Source organism: Kitasatospora sp. NPDC059673 (genome assembly GCF_042734215.1).
Taxonomy (GTDB): Bacteria; Actinomycetota; Actinomycetes; order Streptomycetales; family Streptomycetaceae; genus Kitasatospora.
The window spans coordinates 24,932-44,770 of sequence record NZ_JBHWEN010000012.1 but is presented as its reverse complement, the minus strand read 5'-3'; the positions used below and the strand labels follow the sequence as shown (position 1 = coordinate 44,770).

Here is a 19,839-nt window from a genome sequence, read left to right as displayed (position 1 = left end):
CCCTTGACCTGACGCCGGATCAGCGCGGGCGTCAGCCCTGCCGGCGGCGGACCGCGGCAACCGCCCGGTCGGCCTCGCGGCGGTCCTGCCGCTCGCGCAGGGTCTGCCGCTTGTCGTACAGCTTCTTGCCGACGGCGAGGGCGATTTCGAGCTTGGCGCGGCCGTCCTTGAAGTACAGGGACAGCGGGACCAGGGTGTGGCCGGTCTCCTTGGCCTTGGACTCCAGCTTGCGGATCTCCATCTTGTGCAGCAGCAGCTTGCGCTTGCGGCGGGCCGAGTGGTTGGTCCAGGTGCCCTGGGTGTACTCGGGGATGAAGACGTTGTCGATCCAGGCCTCGCCGCCCTGGATGTACGCGTAGCCGTCGACCAGGTTGGCCCGGCCCTCGCGGAGCGACTTGACCTCGGTTCCGGTGAGCACCATTCCGCACTCGTAGGTGTCGAGGATGGTGTATTCGTGCCGCGCCTTCTTGTTCTGCGCGACCAGCTTCTTGCCCGTTTCCTTTGCCATAGCTCCGTCATTCTCGCACCTCGGGGGCGACCTCGGCAGCCCCTTTACGGCGCGGTGGGCGGTTCGGGGGCGGGGCTCAGCCCGTCCAGCACCCGCAGGGCCAGATCGTCCGTCCCGGTGCCGTCGCCGGCGGGGGCGGGAACGTCGGGCTGGACGCCGGTGCCGTCCGGAGAGCGGCCGGCCGGGGTCTGGTAGCGGCCGACGGTGAGTTCGAGCACCGAGCCGTCGGCGAGCGTGCTGGGCTGCTGGACGGTGCCCTTGCCGAAGGTGCGCTCGCCGACCAGGACGGCCCGGGAGCGGTCCTGCAGGGCGCCGGCCAGGAGCTCGGCGGCGCTCATGGTGCCGCCGTCGACCAGCACCACCAGCGGGACGGCGGTGTCGCCGCCGGGGGCGGCGGTCAGTTCGCGGCGCTCGCCACGCGCCTGGTAGCTGGCCACCGGGCCGCCGTCGAGGAACGCCGAGGCGACGCCGACGGCCTCCTCGACCAGACCGCCGGAGTTGCCGCGCAGGTCCAGCACCACGCCCCGGGCGCCGGCCGCGGCGGCGCGCACCTGGCCGGCCACGCCCTTGGTGAAGGCGTGCACCGCGATCCGCGCCACGCCGGGGCTGGGACGGTCGGTCTCCACCTCGCGGGCGGCCAGTTCGGCCCGGGTCAGGCCGAGCTCGCGCACCGGCCCGTCACCGTCCCGCACCCCGACCACGACCGCGCTGCCGGCCGGGCCGCCGCGCAGCCGGGACACCAGCTCGGTGACCGGCAGCCGGTCCGCCTGGACGCCGTCCACGCTGACCAGCCGGTTGCCGACGGTGATGCCGGCCCGGGCGGCGGGCGAGCCGGGCAGCACCCCGGCCACCTCCGTGGGGCCGCCGGCCGCGCGCTCCACGGACAGTCCGACGCCCGGGTAGCGGCCGCCGGTGAAGTCCCGGTACTGCTGCGGGCTGAGGTAGGCCGCCCACCGGTCGCCGCTGGCGCCGACCAGCTGCCGGGCCTCCTGCGGGCTCAGGTCGGCCCCGGACAGGTCCGCGCCGCGGACCCCGTCGGACGACGAAGGGGCCTGGGGCGAACCGATCGGTTCGCCCCAGGCCCCGGAAGCGGCTCCGGCGAACAGCACGGCGCCGAACACCAGGCCGAGGGTCATCCCCTGGCGCACTCGCGGAGCTGTCGGCATGCCAGCGAGTGTAGGGCCACCGGCGGGCAGTGCCGACGGCCCGTCAGACCTTCAGGTACTTGCGGAGGGTGAAGAACGCCGCGATGCCGGCCATCGCCATACCGACCACCACCAGCAGCGGAATGACCGCCAGCACCGAGGACAGGCCGATGAAGTGGATGAACAGCACCTTCTTCGCCAGCCATCCCTGGACGAAGAAATGCCCACCCAGAAGCAGCAACGAGGCCAGCGCCGCACCGAGCAGCGCGGCGAACGCGGCCTCCGCGATGAACGGCATCTGCACGTAGAAGTTGGACGCGCCGACCAGCCGCATGATGCCGGTCTCGCGGCGACGGCTGAACGCCGACACCCGGACGGTGTTGACGATCAGCAGCAGTGCCACGCAGAGCATCAGCGCCATGATCACGAAGGCGGCGGTCTGCAGGCCGCGCAGCAGGCCGAACAGGTTCTCCAGGATCTTGCGCTGGTCCTCGACCGACTTGACGCCGGGCTTGCCGGCGAAGGCGCTCTGGATCACGTCGTACTTGGTCGGGTCGTTGAGCTTGACCCGCCAGGACGCCGGCAGCGCGTCCGCACCGACCGCCGCGAGCAGCGGGTTGTCCGGGTTGGACTCCTTGAAGTGCTGGTACGCCTCCTGCGGGCTCTCGAAGGTGGCGCTCTGCACCAGGTCGGAGCGCTTGTCCAGCTCGGCCTTGACCGCCTGGATCTGGTCGTCGGTGGCCGCTCCGGCCGCGCACTGGGACGAGTTGTGGTCCGACTTGGCGCAGAAGTAAATACTGACCTCGACCTTGTCGTACCAGTAGTCCTTCATGGAGTTGACCTGGTCGCGAACCAGCAACGAGGCACCGGCGAGGGCGAGCGAGAGCGCGACACTGACCACGACGGCGATCGTCATGGTCAGGTTGCGGCGGAGACCGACACCGATCTCCGACAGAACGAACTGGGCGCGCATGCTTCTCTCTTCTAGCTCTGGTAGCCGTAGACGCCGCGGGCCTGGTCGCGGACCAGGATGCCCTTGTCGAGCTCGATGACGCGCTTGCGCATCTGGTCGACGATCGCCTGGTCGTGGGTGGCCATCAGCACGGTGGTACCGGTCCGGTTGATCCGGTCCAGCAGCTTCATGATGCCGACCGAGTTCTGCGGGTCGAGGTTGCCGGTGGGCTCGTCGGCGATCAGCAGCATCGGACGGTTCACGAAGGCGCGGGCGATCGCCACGCGCTGCTGCTCACCACCCGACAGCTCGCCGGGCATCCGCTCCTCCTTGCCGCCGAGGCCGACCAGGTCGAGCACCTCGGGCACCACCTTGTTGATGGCGCTCTTCGGCTTGCCGATGACCTCCAGGGCGAACGCCACGTTCTGCCCCACGGTCTTGTTCGGCAGCAGGCGGAAGTCCTGGAACACGGTGCCCAGCTGGCGCCGCATGTGCGGCACCTTCCAGTTGGAGAGCTTGCCCAGGTCCTTGCCGAGCACGTGCACCGCGCCGGTGGACGGGCGCTCCTCGCGCAGGCACAGGCGCAGGAACGTCGACTTGCCCGAACCGGACGAGCCGACCAGGAAGACGAACTCGCCCTTCTCGATCTCCAGCGAGACGTTGTCCAGGGCCGGACGGTTCTGCTTGGGATAGGTCTTGGAGACGTTGTCGAATCTGATCACGGCTGCATCACGGGGGCCATCCTAGGTGGATCGGAGGCAGTGACCTTACGCGACGTCCTTGCGCACCCGCAGTAACCGGACGGCTACCCATCGGAATGTCATCTGCGCCGGTTCCGGTTCGGACCCGGAATTGCGACCTACGTCACAGATCGACAACCCTTCCCCTCCGGGGGCCCAGGTGTCCGGAACCTGGCAGAGTGGTAGGAGAGTCGGAACCGAAGCCGCCTCCGGCACGTTGGCTATGCAGCAAGGAGGACACGCATGACCTGCGACCAACTGGTGTGCGCCAACTGCAACGGCCGCGTCATCGACGGCCGCTGCCCGGTGTGTCGCGCCAACCGCGCCCGGCTCCAGCAGGAGCAGCACGGGCCGTTCGCCGCACTCAACCCGACGGTGCTGCTCGCCGTCCTGTGCGCCGCCCTGATCGCGCTGGCGCTACTGGCACGCTGATCCCGAGACACGGAGAAGGGCCCCACCGCCGAGCGGTGGGGCCCTTTCTCATGACGATCAGCTTTCGCGCTGCTTGCGCCACCGGATACCGGCCTCGATGCTGTGCTTGATGTTCATCTCGGCCGGCCTCCTCCCTCGCAGCGTCAGCTCTCCCGCTGCTTGCGCCACCGGATGCCGGCCTCGATGAAGCCGTCGATGTCGCCGTCCAGCACGGACTGCGGGTTGCCGACCTCGTGCTCGGTGCGCAGGTCCTTGACCATCTGGTACGGGTGCAGGACGTAGGAGCGCATCTGGTTGCCCCAGGAGCTGCCGCTGTCCTTGAGGGCGTCCATCGCGGCCTTCTCCTCCTGGCGGCGCCGCTCCAGCAGCTTGGCCTGGAGGACGTTCATCGCCGAGGCCTTGTTCTGGATCTGCGAGCGCTCGTTCTGGCAGGAGACCACGATGCCGGTCGGAAGGTGGGTGATGCGGACCGCGGAGTCGGTGGTGTTGACGCCCTGGCCGCCGGGGCCGGAGGCGCGGTACACGTCCACGCGCAGGTCGCCCTCGTCGATGTCGACGTGGTCGGACTGCTCGACGACGGGGAGCACCTCGACGCCGGCGAAGGAGGTCTGCCGGCGGCCCTGGTTGTCGAACGGGGAGATGCGCACCAGGCGGTGGGTGCCCTGCTCGACGGAGAGGGTGCCGTAGGCGTAGGGGGCCTTGACGGTGAAGGTCGCGGACTTGATGCCGGCCTCTTCGGCGTACGAGGTGTCGTAGACCTCGGTCGGGTAGCCGTGCCGCTCGGCCCAGCGCAGGTACATGCGCATCAGCTGCTCGGCGAAGTCGGCGGCGTCGACGCCGCCCGCCTCGGCACGGATGTTGACGAGGGCCTCACGGGCGTCGTACTCGCCGGAGAGCAGCGTGCGCACCTCCAGCTCCTCGACGGCCTTCTTGACGGCCTCCAGCTCGTTCTCGGCCTCGACGCGGGTGTCCGCGTCGTCCTCGGCCTCGGCGAGCTCGAACAGGACGCCCAGGTCCTCGACCCGGCCGCGCAGGGACTCCACCTTGCGCAGCTCGCCCTGGAGGAAGGAGAGCCGGCTGGTGACCTTCTGCGCGTTCGCGACGTCGTCCCACAGGGTGGGGACGGCTGCCTCCTCCTCCAGGGTTGCGATGTCGGCCCGGATCTTGTCCAGGTCGAGGACTGCCTCGATCGACGCCATGGTCGAGTCGAGGTTCTTGAGCTCTTCGGAAGGATCGACGGCTGCCACGCCACAAGGGTAATGGTTCGCCGGGGGGGCTCGGCTACAACCGGGGGTACCGGATGAGGTGGACGGCTCCCGTACTGGACGCGGGGGGCTCGGCGGCGAACGCCGTCCAGGCGGCGGCGGCCCCCGCGAGCAGCAGGATCACCGCGATCAGCACGGCCAGCGTGCGGCGGCGGCGGATCAGCTGGGCCCGGGTGCGCCGGTGAACGGGCGCGGGCTGGCTGCGCTGGGCGCGGGACTCCTCCGCGTAGGAGGCGAGCTCCCCGGCGGACGGGCGGCGCAGGCTGGTGTGGGTGTCGCGGGTGGAGTCGGGGGTGGGCCCGGGCACCAGCGGGACGGCGGGGCCGCGGCGGCGGCGGTGGGTGCCGCGGCCGGTGTCCGCCTCGGCGTAGACGGCCTCGCCGGGGGTGGGCGCCTCCTCTGTGGCGGTCCGCTGGGCGGGCACCGCGAGCGGGCCGACCCCGGCCAGTTCGGGCAGCAGCTCGCGCAGCCGGGAGGCCAGTTCGGCGGCCCGCAGCCGGGAGGCGGGGGCCTTGGCCAGGCATTCGGAGATGATCCGCCACAGGCCGTCCGGCATCCCCTCGACCGGCGGGACGTTCTCGGTGACGTGCCGGCGCAGCACCGCGCCGGTGTGGCCGCCGCCGAACGGGGTGGCGCCGGTGAGCAGCTCGTACAGCACGGTGGCGAGGGCGTAGATGTCGACGGCGGCGCGCGGCTCCAGGCCCTCGATGATCTCGGGGGCCAGGTAGTCGGGGGTGCCGATGATCCGGGTGGCCCGGGTGCGGCGGGGTGCGTCGACCAGGCGGGCGATGCCGAAGTCGGTGAGCTTGGCGCGCGGGGCGCCGCCGGGGCCGGGCGGGGCCGCCAGGTCGAGCAGGACGTTCTCCGGCTTGACGTCGCGGTGCACGATGCCGGCGGCGTGCGCGGCGGCCAGGCCGTCGGCGACGTCGGCGATCACCGAGGCGGCGACCAGCGGGTCGAGCACGCCGTCGCGCTCCAGGCGGGTGCGCAGGTCGGTGCCCTGGACCAGGTCCATCACCAGGGCGAGGTCGCTGCCGTCCACCACCATGTCGTGCACCCCGACCACGCGCGGGTGGTCGAGGCAGGTCAGTGCGGTGCGCTCCTGGACGAAGCGGCCGACCAGGACCTGGTCGGCGGCCAGGTCCTCGCGCAGCAGCTTCACCGCCACCGGCCCGTCCGGGCCCTCGCCGAGCCACACCGTGCCGGCCGAGCCGCGGCCGATCACCTGGTGGACCGTGTACCGGCTGCCGATCTTGCGTGCCAATGCTGCTCCGTGGGCTCGTGAGGTCGGTGCTCGCGGACCAACCTACGCGCCCGAGCGGACTCCGGGGGCCGCGGAGGGCCCCCGGAGCGGTTCAGATCCGGAGGAATTTCGCCGGATTGTCGACAAAGCGTCAAACCTAGTTGCCGGTATGGCTGCTGATCCAGGACTTCGCCGAGTCGAACCAGCCCACCACGTTGTCCCAGTAGTGCGGCAGCGGCGTGAAGTTCCACAGCGCCAGGCAGCCCAGCGCCAGCACCACCAGCACCACCAGGCAGCCCTTCGCACAGCCCAGGCCGGGGATCCACATCCGGTTGCGGCTGCGCGGGCGCGGTTCGCGCTCCCGCGCGCGGGGCGGCTCCGGCTCCCGGTACGGCGGCTCCTGGTGACGCGGCGGGGCCGGCTCGGGCCGGCGCTGCGGGGCCGGCTCAGGTCGGTGCTGCGGCGCCCCGTAGCCCTGCGGCCGGCCGTCGTAGCCGGGCTGCTGCGCCTGGTACGGCGGCGGGGCGACCGGCGGGCGGCCGCTGCGGCCCTGCGGGTACTGGCCGCCGCCCTGCTGCGGGTGCCGGCCGGGCTGCGGCTGGTACGGGCCCGGCTGCGGGGCGTACCGGCCGCCGCCGGGCTGCTGCTGCGGGTGCGGGGCCTGGTACGGCGGCGGGGCGACCGGCGGGCGCTGTCCGGGCGGCGGGTACTGGCCGGCCTGGTACGGGCGGGGCGCGACCTGCGGGTCGGCCAGGTCCTCCGGCTCGAAGTAACCGATCCGGGTCTGCTCGTTGCGGTCCCGGGCGGCCTGCAGCTGGGTCTGCCACGGGTGCGGCCCGTCCGGCTGCGCGGGCGGCTGCTCGGCCCCGGGCGGCATCGAGGGCATCACCCTGGTGCGGTCGGCGGGCGGCGCGGGCGGCTGGGGGCTCATCAGCTGGGTGCGGTCCTCGGCGCCCGGGACGGCCTGATGGTGCGTCATGACCTGGGTGGCGGCCGCCGGATCGTAGCCGTTGCCGCCGGGCGCGGGGGCCTGGTCCGGGGCGGGCGGGGCGAGGGCCGGGTCGGGCACCAGCAGGGCGCCGACCGACAGGGCGGCGTCCACGGCGGCGGGCGAGGAGTGCACGCCGATGCCGGCCGCCACCACCCGCAGCGCCTCGGCCAGCGAGACGGCGGTGGGCCGCTCGGCCGGGTCCTTGCGCAGGCAGCGCTCGACCACCGTCCACAGCGGCTCCGGCATGGTGCGCGGGCGCTGCGGCTCCTGCGCGAGGTGGGCCTGCAGGATCGCCATCGGGTTGTCGCCCTGGAACGGCGGCCGGCCGGTGACCAGTTCGTACAGCATGATGCCGGCGCCGTAGACGTCCACCGCGGCGGTCTGCGGGCGGCCGTCGGCGGACTCCGGGGCGACGTACGCGGGGGTGCCGACGAACTCGTGGGTGCGGGTGATGCCCGGGGAGTCGGCGAGGCGGGCGATGCCGAAGTCGGTGAGCATCGGATACATCTGCTCGCCGCCGTCGAGGGCCAGGGTGGCCAGCAGGACGTTGGCGGGCTTCAGGTCGCGGTGCACCACGCCGTCGGCGTGGCTGGCGGCCAGCGCGTCGGCGATCTGCGCCATCAGCAGCGCGCCGGCGATCGGCGACAGCGGGCCGGACTCGCGCAGGTAGCGGAACAGGTCGGGGCCGTCGATCAGGTCCATCACCAGGGCGAGCAGCTCGCCCTCGACCACCAGGTCGCGGGTGCGCACGATGTTGGGGTGGGTCAGCCGCAGCAGGACGGAGCGCTCGCGCAGGAAGCGCATCACCACGTCCGGGTCGGCGGCGAGTTCCTCGCGCAGCACCTTCACCGCGACCGCCTGGCCGGGCTGCAGGCCCGGCACGGCGGCGTCCTCGCGCACCCGGCCGCGCCAGACCGTGCCGGTCGCTCCGCGTCCGAGGCTCTCCTCAAGCAGGTACTTGCTTCCGACAGGCCGCACCTGTGCACTCCGTTCGGTCACCCGGCGCCCGCTGCGGGGCCGCGTTCCGGCACTCCCCCGTTCCCGTGAACGGCGCCGGGGCCTTTGGGATCCGCCCGCGCGCGAGGGCTCCCGGTTTTCGGCAACTCTAACGGTGCCCGCGCGGGTTTCCGAGGTGTTGCCGGGGCCGGTCGCGCACTGTCGGCCACCTGGGGTGCCGGGGTGTCCTTGACCTGACCCGGCGTCGGATTCACCATGTCGATGATCGCAAGATCGTCAAATCCGGTACCGTGCGCGGACTGTCCGTCCCGAGTGGCAGGATGGCAGGCACCACACGTGTGCAGAAGGGACCCCGGGCGTGATGCAGATCCGGCTCACCGTCCTTCGACCGCGCAGCGGCCCGACCAGCCCCGGGAGCTCCGCCGACGTCCTGGTCACCGCACCGGCCGGCACCACGCTCGGCGCCGTCGCCACCGCACTGGCCGGCGCGGTCGGCGTCCGCGGCCCGCGCTCCGCCACCCACATCCACCTGTACGCCGGCGAGCAGCGCCTGGACGAGCAGCTCCCGATCGGCCACCCCCCGCTGATCGACGGCACCGTCCTCGCCCTCGGCGAACCCGACCCGGACACCGAGGACACCGCCGGCCACCCCGCCGCCGAACTGCGCGTCGTCGGCGGCCCCGACGCCGGCGGCGTCCACCGCCTGCACGGCGAGCGGATCCGGATCGGCCGCTCCACCGAGGCCGACGTGCCGCTCGACGACCCCGACGTGTCCCGGCTGCACCTCGCCCTGCACCTCACCGCCGACGGCCACGCCACCGTCCAGGACCTCGGCTCCACCAACGGCACCCTGCTGGACGAGCGCTACCTGCGCGAGGAGAGCGCCGAGCTCGCGCCCGGCGCACTGCTGCGGATCGGCGAATCCACCCTCCAGCTCGCCCACCCCGCCGACATAGCGGCCCGCAGCACCACGCCCGACGGCGAGGGCCGGCTCCGGCTCGCCCCCCGCCCCACCGCCCGCACCGCGCCCGGCCGCCCGGCCGGCCCCCCGCCCGCCGCCGAACCCCCCGCCGAGCACGGCGGCGGCCGCGGCCGCTGGCTGCGCCGCACCCGCCCCGAGCCGCCCGCCGTCGACACCGAACGCCAGCACGCCACCGCCCGCCTGCGGCAGGCCGCCAACCAGCGCGAACGCTGGCCCGACCCGGCCGCCCTGCTGCTCGCCGCCCTCGGCACCGGCCCCCGGCTGTGGGAACGCGGCCCCGACCACCCCGACGCGCTCACCCTGCGCCTGGGCACCGCCGACCTCCCCGGCGGCCCCGGCACCGCCCCCGGCACCCTGCTGCCCGCCGTCCCCGCCACCGTCGACCTGCAGACCGCCGGCAGCCTCGGCCTGGCCGGCCCGCGCCACCGCCTCACCGGCCTGGCCCGCGCCGCGCTCGCCCAACTCGCCGCGCTGCACCCGCCCAGCGGCCTCGCCCTGGTCGTGGTCGCCCCCGAGCACCACGCCGAGGACTGGGCCTGGGCCCAGTGGCTGCCCCACCTGCGGCCCTCGCACGGCCAGGCCTGCCGGCTGCTCTACGGCCTCGGCCCCGAGCAGGCCGAGGCCCGGCTCACCGAACTCGCCTCCGCCACCACCGCCGCGCCCGCCACCGTCGTCCTGGTCGACGGCGACCCCGGCACCGAAGCCGGCCGGCGCGCCCTCGGACTGCTGCTGCGGCAGGGCCCCGCGGCCGGCGTGTTCGCCCTCTGCCTCGCCGAGACGCCCGAGGAACTCCCCACCGGGCTCGGCGCGTTCGGCCTGATCACCGGCGAGGTCGCCACCCGCCTCACCCTCGACCGGCCGACCGGCGGCGCCCGCGAACACCTCACCGACATCGCCCTCGACGCGGTCTCCCCCGCCTGGGCCGAACGTCTCGCCCGCACCCTCGCCCCGCTCCGCGAAGCCGCCACCGACGCCGACCACGCCGCCCGCGGACCGCTCCCCGAAGCACTGCGCCTGCTCGACCTGCTGCGCTCCGAATCGCTCTCCCCCGCCCGGCTCGCCGAAAGCTGGAACGCGCTGCCCGCCGGCGCGGGCGCCGCCACCGCCCTGCTCGGCACCGCGCGCGGCGCCGCCGGCGAGGAGACCTGCGCCGTCGACCTCGCCGAGGACGGCGACCACCTGCTGATCGGCGGCGGCCCCCGCTCCGGCAAGTCCGAACTGCTGCGCGCCCTCGCCGCCTCGCTCGCCGTCTCCGAACGCCCCGACCGGCTGGCCCTGCTGATGATCGACGGCGACCGCGCCGAGGACGGCGGCCTGGCCGGCTGCACCGACCTGCCGCACGTCACCGACCACGTCAACGCGGCCGAGGACCCGCGCGGCGCACTGCTCGCCGCCGAACGCCTGCTCGACGAACTCGCCCACCGCGAAGCCCTGTTCGACGGCCTCAGCTTCACCGAGTGGCACACCCGGCAGGTCTTCGACAAGACCCCCGCGCTGGTCGGCGGCCCCGCCACGGACCGCGTCCGGGTGGTCGAGCCCCGCCGCTCCCCCGACGCACCGCCCCTCGACGCCTCCCCGGCCCGCCTGATCGTCATCGTCGACGACTACGACGCGCTGCTCGGCCCCGCCTCCCCCGGCGGCCGCCCACTCGCCCGCGCGCTGGCCGCCGCCGCCACCCGCGGCGCCCGCCTCGGCGTGCACGTGGTCGCCGCCACCGGCTCGCCGGAGAGCACCGCCGACACCGAACTCGACGAAGCCGCGCAGTTGCGGATCGCCCTGCGCACCGAACAGCCCGGCGACTCCGACCTGCTGATCGACCTGCCCGACGCCGCCGCGCTGCCCGGCACCACCCCCGGCCGCGGCTACCTGCGCCGCCCCGACGGCGCCGTCACCGCCTTCCAGGGCGCCCGGGTCAGCGGCCGCATCCCGCGCACCGCGACGCTCCGGCCCACCGTCGTCGCCCAACGCCTGGAGGACCACGGCGCCGCCCCGTCCCCGCGCCCCGTCCGCGAACTCGGCAACGGCCCCACCGACCTCGCCCTGCTCGCCTCCGCGCTGCGCCGCGCCACCGAGAGCTGACCGCCCGGGGCTTCCGGACACCGCTCAGCCGGCGGCGTCCGGAAGCTGCGACGGGCAGCGGCCGCCCGGCGTGGTCAGCAGCTCGAAGTGCCACATCTCGTTGGCGAACACCTGGCACAGCCCGTACTTGGCGCCCTTCCGGTTCAACCAGTCGTCGGCGTTGGTCGGCCCGATGTCCACCGCCTTGCCGGACACGTGCGAGGACTTGTCCGGCGTGTTCACGTACCGCCGCGCCAGCTCCGGACTGCCGTGCTTCTTCACCGCGGCGTCCAGCAACCGCTGCTGGTAACTCCGGCTGCGCCACCCTGACGTGACCCGCAGGTCGATCCCCTGTGCCTTCGCATCCGTCGCGGCGGCGCGCACCGCGGCAAGCAGCGCCGGGTCGAGCCCGCTCACCGCCGCCGAACTGTCGTCGAACGGGCTCACCGAGACACCGGCGGCCAGCTCGCCGTCGGCCGCCCGCACCTGGTCCGATCCCCCCACGGCAAACGCCGCCAGCGCCCCGAGCACCGCCACCGCCCCCACTCCGGCGATCGTCCGCCACGTGATCCTCCGCATCGCTGCCTCCTGCTCCGTGCACCTGCTTCCGGGCTCCACTGCAGGGCGAGCGGTGTTGCGAGGGCGTCTGCGTTTCCCCATACGTTTTCGACACCCCCTCCCCTCACCCCGCCAGCCCCGCGCAGCGCGCTCCCTCTCCCCCCTTCCAGCCACGGGCAGCGTTCCTTCTCCCCACCCCTGCCGGCTACGCGCAGCGTTCCTTCTCCCCCAGCCCCGCCAGCCACGCGCAGCACCCCCTCTCCCCACCCCTGCCAGCCCCGCACAGCGTTCCTTCTCCCCACCCCGCCAGGCACGCGCAGCGTTCCTTCTCCCCACCCCCGCCAGCCACGCGCAGCACCCCCTCTCCCCACCCCCGCCAGCCACGCGCAGCACCCCTCCCCCACCCCCGCCAGCCACGCGCAGCACCCCCCTCTCCCACCCCACCAGCCCGCGCAGCAGGTGGTGGGGTCCCCATACGTTTTCGACATGGGGTGTCGGGTCCAATGGGGGTTCGGTCGTCGAGGAGCGGAGCTGTCGCGTGCGGGTGCTGGTGGTGGAGGACGAGGTGTACCTCGCCGAGGCGGTGCAGGCGGGGTTGCGGTTGGCGGCGATCGCGTGCGACGTGGCGGGGGACGGCGAGGCGGCGTGGGAGCGGTTGGGGGTGCACCGGTACGACGTGGTGGTGCTGGACCGGGACCTGCCGGGGTTGTCCGGGGACGAGGTGTGCCGGCGGATCGTCGCGGCGGGGCTGGGCTGCCGGGTGCTGATGCTGACGGCGGCGTCCCGGCTGGACCAGAAGGTGGCGGGGTTCGAGCTGGGCGCGGACGACTATCTGACCAAGCCGTTCGACCTGGCCGAGCTGGTGGTGCGGCTGCGGTCGCTGGCCCGTCGGCCGGAGCAGTCCGCGCCGCCGGTGCTGGAGTTCGCGGGGCTGCGGGTGGATCCGTTCCGGCGTGAGGTGTTCCGGGACGGGCGCTATGTCGCGTTGCCGCGCAAGCAGTTCGCGGTGCTGGAGGTGCTGATGGCGGCGCGCGGCGGGGTGGTGAGCGCCGAGGACCTGCTGGAGCGAGCCTGGGACGAGCACGCGGATCCGTTCACCAACGCGGTGCGGATCACCATCTCGGGTCTGCGCAAGCGTCTCGGTGAGCCGTGGGTGATCCACACCGTGCCGGGTGTCGGCTACCGCCTGGACGCGGTGTGAGCCGCCCGCGCCGGTTGACCGCCCGGCTGCGGCTGACGTTGAGCTACACGTTGTTCACCGTGACCACCGGCGTGCTCTGCCTGGGCGTGGTGTACGTCGGCATGAAGTACGTCCCCAACTATCCGCTGACCTCGGCGAATCCGCGCTACCGTTCGGACGCCCCGTCGCGGCAGGAGATCCTGCGCTCGCTGCTCACGGCGGAGGCGTCCGCGCTGGTGCTGCTGACGGTGGTGGGGATGGCGGGCGGCTGGCTGGTGGCGGGGCGGGTGCTGCGGCCGTTGCAGGAGGTGACGGCGGCGGCGCGGCGGGCGTCCGGCGGGGATCTGGGGCACCGGATCGCGTTGGCGGGGCCGCGGGACGAGTTCACCGAACTCGCGGACGCCTTCGACGAGATGCTGGCCCGGCTGGAGCGCGCGTTCGACGCGCAGCAGCGTTTCGCGGCGAACGCCTCGCACGAGCTGCGCACGCCGCTGGCGATCAACCGGACGATGCTTCAGGTGGCGGCGGCCGACCCGGCGGGGCAGGACTGGTCGCGGCTGGTGGAGCGGCTGCTGGACACCAACCGGCGCGGCATCGAGGTCACCGAGGCGCTGCTGCAACTCGCCGAACTCCCGCACCGCGTACCGGAGTCGGCGCCGGTGGAGCTGTCCGCGCCGGCCCGCGAGGCGCTGGCGGCGGTGGCCGCCGAGGCCGCCGAGCTGGGTGTGGCGGTCGGCGCGGAGTTGTCCGCCGCCCCGGCCGCCGGCCACGAGGTGCTGCTGCGGCAGGCGGCGGTGAACCTGCTGCAGAACGCCGTCCGGCACAACCTGCCGTCCGGCGGCCGGGTGGAGCTGGCCACCGGCCCGGACCGGCAGCACCCCGGCCGGGTGCAGCTGACGGTGCGCAACTCCGGCCCGGTGCTGGACAGTTCACTGGTCGCCACGCTCACCGAGCCGTTCCTGCGCGGCAGCGGACGGACGGCGCAGCGCGGCCCGGTGCGGCGCGGGCACGGCCTGGGGCTGGCGATCGTCGCCGCGATCACCGAGGCCCACGGTGGGGAGCTGCGGCTGGCGGGCAACCCGGACGGTGGGCTGACGGTGGTGCTCAGTCTGCCCGCAGCGGCCGGTAGTGGGGCTGCGGGCGCGGCCAGGTGAGGTCCAGGAACAGCGGGTAGTTCTCGCGTTCCAGGCAGCGCAGCAGGAATTCGGGGAAGGTGCCGCGGGTGGCGTACCACTGGCCGGTGTCGCTGACCACGGCGATCGGCCAGCGGTCCGGGTCGGGGCCCTGGGCGAGGAAGAACCAGGCGCCGCCGTACTTGTCGGCGCCCCAGCCGATCAGCCCGCCGGGCTCGGGGTGGTACGGGAACGGGTCGAAGTCCAGGTTGCGCTGCTGGCCGGGCTTCCAGCCGTACCACAGGCCCCACAGCTCGCGGGCCTCCGCCGCCGTGCCGTCGACCGGCCCGAACACGCTCAGGAAGCCGTCCAGGGTGCCGGGGCCCCAGCGGTCCACGAAGGTCTTGTAGCCGCTCGGCAGGCGGACCCCGAGCATCTCCTCGGAGGCGTCCCAACTCGCCTGCGGGGCCTGCTGGTCGGGCTCGCCGAGCAGCGCGATCAGTCGGTCGAACACAGCCTCCGTCATGCCCGCCATTGTGTCGGAAACCCGGAGGTCCCAGAACGCCCGAAGGGGCCCGGGCAGGTGCCCGGGCCCCTTCGGGGTGGTGCGGTCAGCGACCGGCGCCCAGCAGGGTGCGGATGACCCGCATGGCGACCGAGAGGCTGGACAGCTCGTAGTTGTCCGAACCCCTTATGTCGTCGAGGGTGGTGCGGGCCCGGCTGAGCAGGTTGCCGTTGAGCTCGGCCCACTCGGTGTAGCGCTCCTCGGGGCTGGATCCGGCCGGTCCGGCGGCCAGCACGTCGGCGGTGAGCGCGGCGTGCGCGGCGAACAGGTCCTCGCGGATCGCGGCGCGGGCCATCGAGGACCACCGGTCGGTGCGCGGCAGTTCGATGATCCGGTCGAGCAGGTGGCTGATCTCCAGGCGGTCGCCGAGGTCGTAGTACAGCTCGGCGACCTCCATCACGTCGGCGTCCGAGCGGTCCGCGACACCGACGATGTCGAGGGTCGGGAACGCGGAGGACAGCCCGGCCATCCGGCCGGCCAGCTCGTCCGGCACGCCGGCCGAGGACAGCTTCTGGTACACCGACTCGTACCAGGCGAGGTCCTCGCCGCGCAGCGGCTTGGGCAGCGAGTTCCAGACCTGGTTGACCCGGTCGTGGAAGAACGCGATGGTGCCGGCGATGTCGAGCGGCTGGCGGCGGTTGCCCAGCATCCACCGGGTGGCGCGCTCGACCAGGCGGCGGGCGTGCAGCCGCATGGTGGTCTGGATCTTGGCGCCGACCTGGTTGTCGAGGCCCTCGACCTTGTCCCAGAGCTGCTCCAGGCCGAACACCGCGCGGGCGGCGGCGTGGGTGCGGGCGATCTCCTCCATCGTCGCGCCGGTCTCCTCGCGGAGCCGGAACGCGAAGGTGCAGCCACCGCGGTTGATCGTGTCGTTGACGATCAGGGTGGTGATGATCTCCCGGCGCAGCGGGTGGTTGTCGATCTGCTCGGCGAACCGGGCCCGCAGCGCGGACGGGAAGTACTGGTGCAGCACGTCCCGGAAGTACGGGTCGTCGGGCAGATCGGTGGCGAGCAGCTCGTCCGCGAGGGTGATCTTGGTGTAGGCCAGCAGCACCGACAGCTCGGGCTGGGACAGGCCGCGGCCGGCCTGCTGGCGCTCACGGATCTGCTTCTCGGTGGGCAGGAACTCCAGCGCCCGGTCGAGCTGTCCGTTGGACTCCAGCCGGCTGATCATGCGGGCGTGCACGTTGACCATGCTGGCGGCCTGCGCGACGGCGTTGGCCAGCACCACGTTCTGCGCGTAGTTGTTGCGCAGCACCAGGCGGCCGACCTCGTCGGTCATCTCGGCGAGCAGGGTGTTGCGCTGCTTGACCGTCATGTCGCCGTCGGCGACCACCTGGTTGAGCAGGATCTTGATGTTCACCTCGTGGTCCGAGGTGTCCACGCCGGCCGAGTTGTCGATGGCGTCGGTGTTGATCCAGCCGCCGCTGGACTGCGGGCCGCCGTGGGAGGCGAACTCGATCCGGCCGAGCTGGGTGCAGCCGAGGTTGCCGCCCTCGCCGATGACGCGGGCGCGGACGTCGCCGCCGTTGACCCGGATCGGGTCGTTGGCCTTGTCGCCGACCTCCGCGTTGGTCTCGGTGGAGGCCTTGACGTAGGTGCCGATGCCGCCGTTCCAGAACAGGTCCACGGGGGCCTGCAGGATGGCCTTCATCAGCTCGGCGGGGGTGAGCTTGGCCGCCGCAATGCCGAGCACCTCGCGGACCTGGGCGGACAGCTGGATCGACTTGGCGGAGCGCGGGAACACGCCACCGCCGGCCGAGATCAGCGACTTGTCGTAGTCGTCCCAGGAGCTGCGCGGCAGGTCGAACAGGCGGCGGCGCTCGGCGTGCGAGACGGCCGCGTCCGGGTTCGGGTCGAGGAAGATGTGCCGGTGGTCGAACGCGGCGACCAGGCGGATGTGCTCGGACAGCAGCATGCCGTTGCCGAACACGTCGCCGGACATGTCGCCAATGCCGATGACGGTGAAGTCCTCGGACTGGGTGTCGACGCCGAGCTCGCGGAAGTTGCGCTTGACGGACTCCCAAGCGCCGCGGGCGGTGATGCCCATGCCCTTGTGGTCGTAGCCCGCCGAGCCGCCGGAGGCGAACGCGTCGCCGAGCCAGAAGCCGTACTCCTCGGCGACACCGTTGGCGATGTCGGAGAACGTCGCGGTGCCCTTGTCGGCGGCGACCACCAGGTAGGTGTCGTCCTCGTCGTGGCGGACCACGTCGACCGGGTTCACGACCTCGCCGGCGACCAGGTTGTCGGTGATGTCGAGCAGCGCCGAGATGAACGTCTTGTACGAGGCGATGCCCTCGGCCAGCCACGCGTCGCGGTCCACCGACGGGTCCGGCAGCTGCTTGGCGACGAAGCCGCCCTTGGCGCCGACCGGCACGATGACGGTGTTCTTGACCATCTGGGCCTTGACCAGGCCGAGGATCTCGGTGCGGAAGTCCTCACGCCGGTCGGACCAGCGCAGACCGCCGCGGGCGACCTTGCCGAAGCGCAGGTGGACGCCCTCGACCCGGGGCGAGTACACCCAGATCTCGAAGGCGGGGCGGGGCGCGGGCAGGTCCGGGATGGCCTTGGGGTCGAACTTCATCGACACGTACGAGTGCCAGTCGCCCTCGGCGTCGTGCTGGAAGAAGTTGGTCCGCAGGGTGGCCTTGATCAGGTGCAGGAAGGAGCGCAGGATGCGGTCCTCGTCCAGCGACACGACCTCGTCGAGGGCGCCGGACAGCTCTTCCAGGATGGCGTCGGTCAGCTCGTCGCCGCCGGAGCGGTGGCTCGGCGACAGCCGGGCCTCGAACAGGTTGACCAGCAGCCGGGTGGTGTGGGTGTTGTTGTTGAGCGCGTCCTCCATGTAGTCCTGGGAGAACGTGGAGCCCGCCTGCCGCAGGTACTTCGCGTAGGCGCGCAGCACCACGGCCTGACGCCAGGTCAGCTTGGCGGTGAGCACCAGCTCGTTGAAGCCGTCGTTCTCGGCCTCGCCGCGCCAGGTAGCCGAGAAGGTGTCCTGGAAGCGCTCGCGGTCCTCCTCGGTGAGGTCGGTGCCCTCGCGCAGGCGCAGGCCGAAGTCGACCACCCACGCGGTGGTGCCGTCGGTGCGGCGCAGCGCGTACGGGTGCTCGTCGAGCACCTCGACGCCCAGGCGTTGCAGGACCGGCAGGACCTCGGTGAGCGAGATCGGGCCGCCCACCCGGTAGATCTTGAAGCGGCGCTCGTCGTCGCCCGCGCCGACCGGCTGGTACAGGTTCAGGCGGAAGTCGCCCTCGCCGGTGAGCGATTCGATCTGCCGGAGGTCGGCGACGGCGGTCCGCGGCGAGTAGTCGGCGCGGTAGCCGTCGGGGAAGGCGGTGGCGTACTTGTGGCCCAGCTCGGCGGCCTTCTCCTCGCCGAACTCGGTCTGCAGCTGGTCGTTGAAGCCGTCCATCCAGAACCGGGCGGCCTCGGCGAGCCGGTTCTCGATCCGCTCGATGTCGGCGTCGGACAGCTGCGGCAGCTCGGTGCCGGGGGCGACCCGGACCACGAAGTGCAGGCGGGTGAGCACCGACTCGGTGGCGTACACCGTGTAGTCGATGGTGTCGCCGTCCAGCTCCTCCTTGAGGATGCTCATCAGGGCGAGCCGGATGCGGGTGGTGTAGCGGTCGCGCGGCAGGTACACGTACGCCGAGAAGTAGCGGCCGTATTCGTCCTGACGGAGGAACAGCCGCAGCCGGCGGCGCTCCTGCAGGTACAGCACGCTGGTGGCGACGGACTGCAGCTCGGCGGCGGCGGTCTGGAACATCTCGTCGCGCGGGAAGGTCTCCATGATCTGGAGCAGGTCGCGGCCGTCGTGGCTCTCGCCGGAGAAGCCGGCGCCCTCCATGACCTCCTGCACCTTGCGGCGCACCACGGGGATCCGGGTGACCGACTCGGTGTAGGCGGCGGAGGAGAACAGGCCGAGGAAGCGGCGCTCACCGATCGGCTCGCCGGCCGCGTCGAACTTCTTCACGCCGACGTAGTCGAGGTACGCGGGGCGGTGCACGGTGGCCCGGCTGTTGGCCTTGGTGAGGACCAGCAGCTTCTTCTCGTGCGCCTTGGCACGCACCGGGGCGGAGAGCCGGCCGAACGCCTCGGAGACCGGGTGGTGGTCGATGTCGTGGCTGAGCGGGTCGGAGCGCAGGATGCCCAGGCCGGTGCCGGCGACCGCCTTGAGCACCTCCTCGCCCTTGTGCTCGACCAGGTCGTACTCGCGGTAGCCGAGGAAGGTGAAGTGGTCGTCGGCCAGCCAGCGCATCAGCTCCCAGGCCTCGCCGACCTCCTGCTCGGACAGGTGCGCGGGGGGCTGCTCGGCGAGTTCGTCGGCCAGTCGGAGCGCGGAGTCGCGCATCTTCGACCAGTCCTCGACGACCTCGCGGACGTCGCCCAGCACGCGGCGCAGGCCCGCCTCGATGTCGCGCAGGTCCTCGCGGTTTGTCTCGCGGTCGATCTCGATGTGCATCCAGGACTCGACCGAGGCGTCCGCGGGCCACTCGGCGCCGGCGGCCTGCGCGCGGTTGCAGGCGTCGGTGTCGAGGATCTCCAGCAGCTTGCCGGTGAGGTCGCGGCGCACCGCCAGCTGCGGGTGCACGACCAGGTGGATGGCGCGGTTCAGGCGGGTCAGCTCGTTGGTGACCGAGTCGACCAGGAACGGCATGTCGTCGGTGACCACCTCGACCACGGTGTGGCCGCAGGACCAGCCGTTCTCCTCGACGGTCGGGGTGTGCACCCGGACCTCGGCGGTGCCCTGGGGGCGCTTGAGGCCCAGCCGGTAGTGGGAGGCCGCGGCACCGTAGACGTCCACCGGGTCCCGGCTGATCAGGTCCTCGGGGGCGGTGTGGAGGTAGTAGTGGTGCAGGTAGGCGGCCAGAGCGCCGTTGCTCAGCCCTTCCCCGGGCGCCGCTCCCCCCACCTGGCTGTTCTCAGCGGCTGCTGCTGCCTTCTTGAGCAGTTCGGCCTTGGCTGCGTCCAGCTTGGTCTGCATAGCTGTTTGGCTCCTGTCGCGCGCCGTTGCGTGACTCGGTGATGACGGTGGGTGCACCGCCGGGCCCCATCGGCAGTCTTCCCGCGGTGGAAAAGCGCTCATGTTACGCATGAGTCGCGCTTCACCCGGGTACGACAAGTCGTTTGGCCTGCCTGACCGAAACC

Annotated in this window: 14 protein-coding genes; 4 read left to right on the top strand and 10 right to left on the bottom strand. The window is 72.8% G+C overall.

Going from position 1 to position 19,839, the window contains the following annotated elements:
- Window positions 1-31: 31 nt before the first annotated feature.
- Genes smpB through ftsE form a run of 4 tightly spaced genes read right to left on the bottom strand, consistent with a single transcriptional unit; the run spans window position 32 to window position 3,327 of the window.
- Complete coding sequence (gene smpB, locus ACFV18_RS16135) at window positions 32-508, bottom strand: SsrA-binding protein SmpB (protein ID WP_380483539.1); 477 nt, start codon at window positions 506-508, stop codon at window positions 32-34.
- Between the two features lie 44 nt (window positions 509-552).
- Window positions 553-1,674 carry a S41 family peptidase gene (locus ACFV18_RS16130; protein WP_380483538.1) on the bottom strand — a complete coding sequence of 374 codons (1,122 nt, stop codon included), beginning with the start codon at window positions 1,672-1,674 and terminating at the stop codon, window positions 553-555.
- A 43-nt stretch (window positions 1,675-1,717) separates the two neighbouring features.
- Window positions 1,718-2,626: a permease-like cell division protein FtsX gene (ftsX, locus tag ACFV18_RS16125; protein WP_380483536.1), complete on the bottom strand. Its 909-nt coding sequence runs from the start codon at window positions 2,624-2,626 to the stop codon at window positions 1,718-1,720.
- An 11-nt stretch (window positions 2,627-2,637) separates the two neighbouring features.
- Window positions 2,638-3,327 carry a cell division ATP-binding protein FtsE gene (gene ftsE / locus ACFV18_RS16120; RefSeq protein ID WP_380483535.1) on the bottom strand — a complete coding sequence of 230 codons (690 nt, stop codon included), beginning with the start codon at window positions 3,325-3,327 and terminating at the stop codon, window positions 2,638-2,640.
- Between the two features lie 261 nt (window positions 3,328-3,588).
- On the opposite strand from ftsE, the gene ACFV18_RS16115 reads away from it, so the two are divergent.
- Window positions 3,589-3,777 carry a hypothetical protein gene (locus ACFV18_RS16115; RefSeq protein ID WP_380483533.1) on the top strand — a complete coding sequence of 63 codons (189 nt, stop codon included), beginning with the start codon at window positions 3,589-3,591 and terminating at the stop codon, window positions 3,775-3,777.
- Window positions 3,778-3,920: 143 nt separating this feature from the next.
- On the opposite strand, the gene prfB is transcribed toward ACFV18_RS16115, so the two are convergent.
- From prfB to ACFV18_RS16100, 3 genes are all read right to left on the bottom strand, one after another.
- Window positions 3,921-5,024: a peptide chain release factor 2 gene (gene prfB, locus ACFV18_RS16110; RefSeq protein ID WP_380483531.1), complete on the bottom strand. Its 1,104-nt coding sequence runs from the start codon at window positions 5,022-5,024 to the stop codon at window positions 3,921-3,923.
- A gap of 34 nt (window positions 5,025-5,058) precedes the next feature.
- Window positions 5,059-6,306 (bottom strand): serine/threonine-protein kinase, encoded by a 1,248-nt coding sequence (locus tag ACFV18_RS16105; protein ID WP_380483529.1) that lies wholly within the window; start codon window positions 6,304-6,306, stop codon window positions 5,059-5,061.
- A gap of 136 nt (window positions 6,307-6,442) precedes the next feature.
- Window positions 6,443-8,254, bottom strand: coding sequence for a protein kinase (locus ACFV18_RS16100; protein WP_380483528.1), 1,812 nt, complete (start codon window positions 8,252-8,254; stop codon window positions 6,443-6,445).
- Between the two features lie 340 nt (window positions 8,255-8,594).
- Between ACFV18_RS16100 and ACFV18_RS16095 the strand changes: the two genes are divergently transcribed.
- Window positions 8,595-11,294, top strand: a complete 2,700-nt coding sequence (locus ACFV18_RS16095; protein WP_380483791.1) for an FtsK/SpoIIIE domain-containing protein — start codon at window positions 8,595-8,597, stop codon at window positions 11,292-11,294.
- 24 nt (window positions 11,295-11,318) lie between these two features.
- On the opposite strand, the gene ACFV18_RS16090 is transcribed toward ACFV18_RS16095, so the two are convergent.
- Window positions 11,319-11,852 carry a M15 family metallopeptidase gene (locus ACFV18_RS16090; RefSeq protein WP_380483526.1) on the bottom strand — a complete coding sequence of 178 codons (534 nt, stop codon included), beginning with the start codon at window positions 11,850-11,852 and terminating at the stop codon, window positions 11,319-11,321.
- A gap of 517 nt (window positions 11,853-12,369) precedes the next feature.
- Here ACFV18_RS16090 and ACFV18_RS16085 point away from each other — a divergent pair.
- Window positions 12,370-13,032 (top strand): response regulator transcription factor, encoded by a 663-nt coding sequence (locus ACFV18_RS16085; protein WP_380483524.1) that lies wholly within the window; start codon window positions 12,370-12,372, stop codon window positions 13,030-13,032.
- Window positions 13,029-14,165: a sensor histidine kinase gene (locus tag ACFV18_RS16080; RefSeq protein WP_380483522.1), complete on the top strand. Its 1,137-nt coding sequence runs from the start codon at window positions 13,029-13,031 to the stop codon at window positions 14,163-14,165. Before ACFV18_RS16085 ends, ACFV18_RS16080 begins: the two co-directional genes overlap by 4 nt.
- Here the strand turns inward: ACFV18_RS16080 and ACFV18_RS16075 are convergent.
- Entirely contained in the window at window positions 14,116-14,649 is a 534-nt protein-coding gene (locus ACFV18_RS16075; RefSeq protein ID WP_380483520.1) for a hypothetical protein, read from the bottom strand. The two genes, ACFV18_RS16080 and ACFV18_RS16075, sit on opposite strands and share 50 nt — an antisense overlap.
- Window positions 14,650-14,734: 85 nt before the next feature.
- Complete coding sequence (locus ACFV18_RS16070) at window positions 14,735-19,675, bottom strand: NAD-glutamate dehydrogenase (RefSeq protein ID WP_380483518.1); 4,941 nt, start codon at window positions 19,673-19,675, stop codon at window positions 14,735-14,737.
- Window positions 19,676-19,839: the final 164 nt, after the last annotated feature.

Coding starts and splice junctions, on each gene's coding strand:
- smpB (WP_380483539.1), bottom strand. CDS start 508: ATGGCAAAGGAAACGGGCAAGAAGCTGGTCGCGCAGAACAAGAAGGCG.
- ACFV18_RS16130 (WP_380483538.1), bottom strand. CDS start 1,674: ATGCCGACAGCTCCGCGAGTGCGCCAGGGGATGACCCTCGGCCTGGTG.
- ftsX (WP_380483536.1), bottom strand. CDS start 2,626: ATGCGCGCCCAGTTCGTTCTGTCGGAGATCGGTGTCGGTCTCCGCCGC.
- ACFV18_RS16115 (WP_380483533.1), top strand. CDS start 3,589: ATGACCTGCGACCAACTGGTGTGCGCCAACTGCAACGGCCGCGTCATC.
- ACFV18_RS16095 (WP_380483791.1), top strand. CDS start 8,595: ATGCAGATCCGGCTCACCGTCCTTCGACCGCGCAGCGGCCCGACCAGC.
- ACFV18_RS16090 (WP_380483526.1), bottom strand. CDS start 11,852: ATGCGGAGGATCACGTGGCGGACGATCGCCGGAGTGGGGGCGGTGGCG.
- ACFV18_RS16075 (WP_380483520.1), bottom strand. CDS start 14,649: ATGACGGAGGCTGTGTTCGACCGACTGATCGCGCTGCTCGGCGAGCCC.
- ACFV18_RS16070 (WP_380483518.1), bottom strand. CDS start 19,675: ATGCAGACCAAGCTGGACGCAGCCAAGGCCGAACTGCTCAAGAAGGCA.